The organism is Acinetobacter legionensis (genome assembly GCF_048552295.1).
GTDB lineage: Bacteria > Pseudomonadota > Gammaproteobacteria > Pseudomonadales > Moraxellaceae > Acinetobacter.
The window spans coordinates 1-5910 of sequence record NZ_JBIMCW010000055.1; the positions used below are offsets into that span (position 1 = coordinate 1).

Below are 5910 nucleotides of genomic sequence, written 5' to 3' on the forward strand. Positions count from 1 at the left end.
TCACCATCCCAACCAAATAAGGTTAGGCTGTGGTCTGTTTGGTTATTCTTAAATAATCGTCTGCCAAAAACATCATAACCATAGTCTGTGATTTGACCATTGCTGTCACTTTGTATCAGACGATTTAAGTTATCCCAAGTGAGTTTTAAGGTCTGACCGGCTTGAGTGGTTTCAATCACATTGCCCTGTGCATCATATTTATAATGTTTGCCTTGATACTGGCTAATCAAGTTATTTTTTACTTGCGCAGCTTGAGTGGCAATCGGATCAATCAAGTTCCCCGCAGGATCAAAACTAAAGCTTTCAGATTTATATGGGTTTTGGCTTTTGATTAAACGCCCGATTGGATCATATTGGTAATTTAACTTTCCTAGACGACTATCATCGACTTGAGTCAGCAAATAGTTGTTATCATAGTGATAATGACGTTCTGCTTGAAATTGTACCCTGTCCGTTGTTTCTTGCTCTGGGCGAATGACTTGTGAGCTGAGTAAGCCCACATCATTATAATCCTTAGTTTGCACTAAACCATTGGCCAGCAGTCGCGTGGTTTCACGATGTAAATCATCACGTTGGAATGCCACCATATCTTGTTGGTTAAAGGCAATGCCATAAATATGCCCTGATCCATAACTTAGATTGGCTTGTACTTGTCCATCAGGACGAATGGTTTGAGTCAAATTCCCCAATTCATCGTACTCATAACGTAATACTGCGGTCAGTGGGTTTAGATTTGGTACTTTATAGTGTTGATGCTCACGTACCAACTGTCCAAGTTGATTACGATAAAAATCAATTTGGCTTTCTGTATTGGTCGCTTTACTGAGTTGGTTATTTAAGTTGTATTCAAACTCTTCAACTTGGCTATGCCGAGTCTGCAAATGGGTATAAGTTTTTGACGCAATCGAACCATCCATATGATAGCCGAATTGAGTCAGAATATTGGGTTGGCGGATTTGAAATAAAAATCCATTGTCATGATATGTAAAGTGCTTTTCTTCACCATCAAAAGCTTGTTCACGCACCAATTGCCCAAAACGATTATAGTCAAATACATATTCGGCATGGTTTTGATTGCTTAGTTTTTGAATTCGACCTTGCTTATCCCACTGGTAGCCGATTTGGTGTCTATTGGCATCAATACGTTGTTCTAATAGCCCGACTTGATTGTATTTATATTGGGTAATTAAGCCTTTGCTATCGGTATGCTTAAGTAAACGCCCTTCTTCATCATGTTCAAATTGTTCTTTTAATCCATCAGGATAAATGATTGCTTGTAACTGCCCTCGGTCTTTACCTTGAGTACTATAGAGATACTGAACCTGTTGTGCATCCGCAGCAGCTTGTGCGGTCAGCGTACCGTCTTCATCATATTCCCAAGCACTGCTTTTCCCTGAACAATCGGTATACGACACCATCTGCCCAAGATCATTATATTGAATTTTCTTTGAGCCGCCTTTGGCATCAATCACTTCAACCAATTGGTTGTCATTATTATATTTATACTGGGTGATATGTCCTAAAGGATTAATGTCTTTGCTGACATTGCCATCAGCATCATATTGTTTTTTCCAGATATTGCCTTCTGGGTCCTTAGTTTCAGTCAGATTACCATTTTCATCATAAGCAAATAGGATGATGCCGCCATTTGGCTGTACAATTTTCACCAATTGATCTTGATCGTTATAGACTTGCTCTGTTTCTAAGCCTGCAAAATCAATTTGACGCGTAATCCGTTTTTGACTATCTCGAGATATCCACTTTTCACGACCATCGGCTAAACGGGTACGATAGGTAAAACCATCTAAATCAAAATAATAATAGGTCGGAACATCATAGGCGTCATAAACCGCCACTTGACGCAAACGTGGATGCCATTCTAAACGGGTTTTAAAACTACCATCATCTGCCCATTCCTCAATCGCTTTGGCTTTAGGTGCAGTAGATTCATATCGAATATTTTGCCCACGCCCAGTACGATCGGTATAACGGGTCAATTGATGGGCATGGTTATACTCATAACTGCGTGTATGTCCATTTTGATCAATGGCTTTGATCAGATTACCTTGTTGATCATATTCATAACGTGCCAATGCTTCCACTTGATCATCGACAAATGCGGCAATGACTTTGGCTTGTTCATTAAAAGCAAATTTGACTAAATGTTTAGCACGCTTCAATTGAAAATCAATCGCCTGTAAATAGGCAAATTGTTCAAACAATAAATAGGTCAGTACTACTTTTTCATCAGTCTGATCATTAAATTGTTGAACGAGGTGATAATGTTTTCCAGCATTAAAACTATGAAAATGGAAATTCCAGTCTGAACCAAAATTCAGCAATAAATCCCCATCGTCATGTGGTGCGACACTAAAGCCTTCAAAGGGTACCTGATATTTTTCATAGACGATCGAAGCAGGCAGTTGGTGTTTGCGTCCATTGCTGTCAATAACTAAATACCCATTTTGATTTTGTATGATCACATTGGAAAATGGCATCATCCAACGTGCGCCGATCATACTGTGATCAAACTCATTCATTTGAGAGTTATATTGACGACTAAAGGCAAAACCAACTTTAGGCAAGTAAAAGTCTGAATGATTAACCCGCTCCGCACCAATCGCATAGCTAATACTTTTATCCGTTTTAGAACTTTGATCGTCAGCCAATGTTGCGCAAATCGGATCATTTAAGGCATCAGGTTGTAAGGTGACAAACTCTAAAATATCACCATTGATATGCTGCTCATGTTCGCCTGTTTGGTTTAACGGCACACTGGCTGTGGCTTTTTTACCTTGAGTTTGGATGGCTTTTAGGGTTTCTTGAATCAACCAAGCAAGGCTATATTGCGTTCCTGCATTGCTTTGTTGTTGAATCACTGTAGCAAGGTGTGCTGTCGCCTTAAGCACTTCTTCTGTTAATCGTGTTGCGATATTCGGGGTCATCTTTGCGGTCATATCAGCTTGTGCAGGTGTACCCAACAAATCAATCAATGGCTGTGCCCAGTTGCTAAACTGCTTGCTGGGATCACGTTCTTCAGCTGTTGCTCCCGCTGAAGCAACACTGGGTAATCCAGCTACAGGACTACTGCTAAAGGCTTGGAGAATTGAAGTCCCTAGTGTCGTAGCACTCGACAATAAACCTGATAATTTACCTTGTGTTTCTTGTAGGAATTTTTCTAAATCGCCAGCCATCTGCGCATTTAAGTGTAGCTGCATCCGACGTAAGTCAGCTTCTTTGATTTTGCCATTGGCTGGGTATAAACATTCTGCCATTAAACCCAGCATTGGACGTAAAGCCATACGCACATGTGCTTCTGTATTCGGTTGTAAAAATAAACCGATTAAGTTCATGCTTAACAATGCCGATTGTTGTACCCCTGCCTCAGCTTGCTTGGGTTCAGTGGCAAATAAAATAAGGTCTAAAACACTGCCAGATAATGCAAAGATATTGGCGACTGTTGGTACATTGGCACTTGCTTTGATCTGTTCTAGGCTGGTGTTTCCACAAGCCTGTAAATAGTTTTGGATTTGATGGGCGATAAACTTATGGTCTTCTGTATGCGTCAGGCTGGCCAAATTAAATACTGCCAACTCTACCGCGGGCTTGGTCTCTTTAGCGGCTGGTTGTTGCTGTGTATTTGACCCTGCGGTCTGATTTTTACTGTCTATAAATGCCATAAGCTTAACCTTAATACGTTCTAATTTTTAATTTAATTTCAATCAATTAAAATTCAAAAAATGTTCAATTATTTATTTCGTGCGTTATATACATCTGGTTGTTCAGCAGCCGTTTTTCGCACAGTCACTTGTTTGGTGACATAACGGGACTCTTCCAGATCCATCCGTACCACATCCTTATCCATATCATAAATCGACTGCGGTTTTTTCACGTCGACTGGTGCTGTCGCTTGTGGAGTCTGTTGAGTCAAAATTGGTGCAGGCTGACTGACTTGTTGAGGAATATTTTGCGGGATCGTGGGTACAGATGCATCACCTTTTCGAGTAGTAATGCTATAGGTTAAGAAGCGAGAGAAATATTCATCTTTTTTAATAAAATCATCCACCACTTTCACTGGGGCATCTAACCCATTTTGAGCAGCGCCAAATGACTCTGCAACAAAACCTTGACCCAGTGATGACCCAAATCCTGTTCCAGCAGTTAAATTAGAAACCAAACCACTGGTCTGTTGAGCAAACAATGCAGAGGCTTGGTCTTTAAAGAAATCGATCCCTTGATCTTTAATGTTGTGTAGGGATTGACTTGGATTAGCAATCATCTGTCCCACATTCATCATCTGTGACGGAGATAAATTTAAATTCAATGCCGAAGAGACGGAACCTAATGCACTTTGAGTAAATTGTTCTTTAAATTGTCCCAAGCTTTGTGTGCCTAAGTCTTTTAAAGCATTTTTGCCCATATCTTTCAATGAGTCAGCATTCAAAGAGAATAAATTGTTTTTGAGTTGAGACATCATATTTTGTCCCACTGAATTTAATGTATTTTGTGCAAAGCTTGTGGCACCACCGACCACTTCTTCTGACCAAGTATAATCACGGTTAAAATGACTTGCTTTATCCCATGCACTCCGTGGATCAGTCTCAAATTCAACTTTGGCAGGGCCAGGTGCAATACCTGTCACTTGGGCAAAACCATTGCCATCCAGCTTGCCAGACACTTGCTTGCCAAATGAGTCAATCACTTTAAAGCCCGTTTGTTTAAAGAAGTCTTGTCCACCATAGCTTTTTAATAAGTCGAGTGCGCCTTTGAGCGGATTCGATGGCGGCAGTTGTGCTGATTTACTGACACTGGCACCCGGCTTAAATGTGTGCTGCCCTGCATTGACCTCAAACTTACCGCCTGTTTTTGGGAAAATCCCTGAGCCATTTAGGGCAATCTGCGATGAGCCACCAGTAATCAACACTTCTTTTGGGCTACTGATTTCTATCCGATCTTCTGTAGATGAGATGGTAATTCCCAATTTGGCAAATACATCTAAAGCGTCTGACTGCGCTTGAATTTCAACTTTACTTTGCGCGGCAATGGCTTTAATGCCACCTTGAGCAGCAAATAGGCTTACTTTACCTAAAGCTTGCCCCAAAAGATTCTTTTGAGTACTAAGGTTAATACTATCGCCCGCAGTATGGTTAATGATGCCTGTGGCTGAAAGATGGATATCTTCAGGGGTACTTAAGGCAATCCCATCAACAGAACTGAGTAACATGATGGCTTTTTTATACTTAGCAACATCTTTTTCAATGTCTTCGGCAAAAGCTTTGAGTTGCTCAATCGATTCTATTTCATCCGTCTTTTGGTTTTTGGCAATATCGCTTAAGGCTTTACTGTTGGTCTGACTACCCTCAAGTTGCTTTTTGGCAAGCTCTGAATCAAGGTGATCACCTTTGGCTTGGTCTTGTTTATAGGTCGAAAGCAGTAAACCTTGCCCTGCGCGAACGGCTCCCCATTGGTCAGTCTTCAGCTCAAAGCCTTCACCACGATCATCACTTTCTGCTTTGTCTTTTGGATGACTCAGTTTGCCCAAGTTGAGTTGGCTGGCGCCATGACTACTCTGTAACTGGCTGCTGATTTGGCCAGTAGTATCGTCAAACCTCAGTTGATTGTAGCCACTGCCTTGATACTCTCGGCTTTTGATTCCTGCCAGTTTCTTGGTATCAGGCAGTTTGCCTTTGTCATCAAACTTGCTTGGATGACGTTGCGCTTCATGGATGCGCCCAACCACAAATGGACGGTCAATATTGCCATCAAAGAAATCAATCACAACAATTTCACCGATTCTCGGTAAGAATCGTGCCCCATAGCCTTCACCTGCCCATGGGGTCAGGACATCGACCCAAGCTGAATCTGTATCATTGTCATTAGAACCCGCACCGCCATCATGGGTATTGTCTT

General features: G+C 41.3%; 2 protein-coding genes. Both read right to left on the bottom strand.

The features are described 5' to 3' along the window. A partial coding sequence (locus ACG916_RS21285; RefSeq protein WP_419330761.1) for a DUF6531 domain-containing protein occupies positions 1–3680 on the bottom strand: 3680 nt, incomplete at its 3' end. 68 nt (positions 3681–3748) lie between these two features. After that, positions 3749–5910 (bottom strand): DUF2345 domain-containing protein (locus ACG916_RS21290; protein ID WP_419330762.1); only part of this gene is annotated, 2162 nt, incomplete at its 5' end.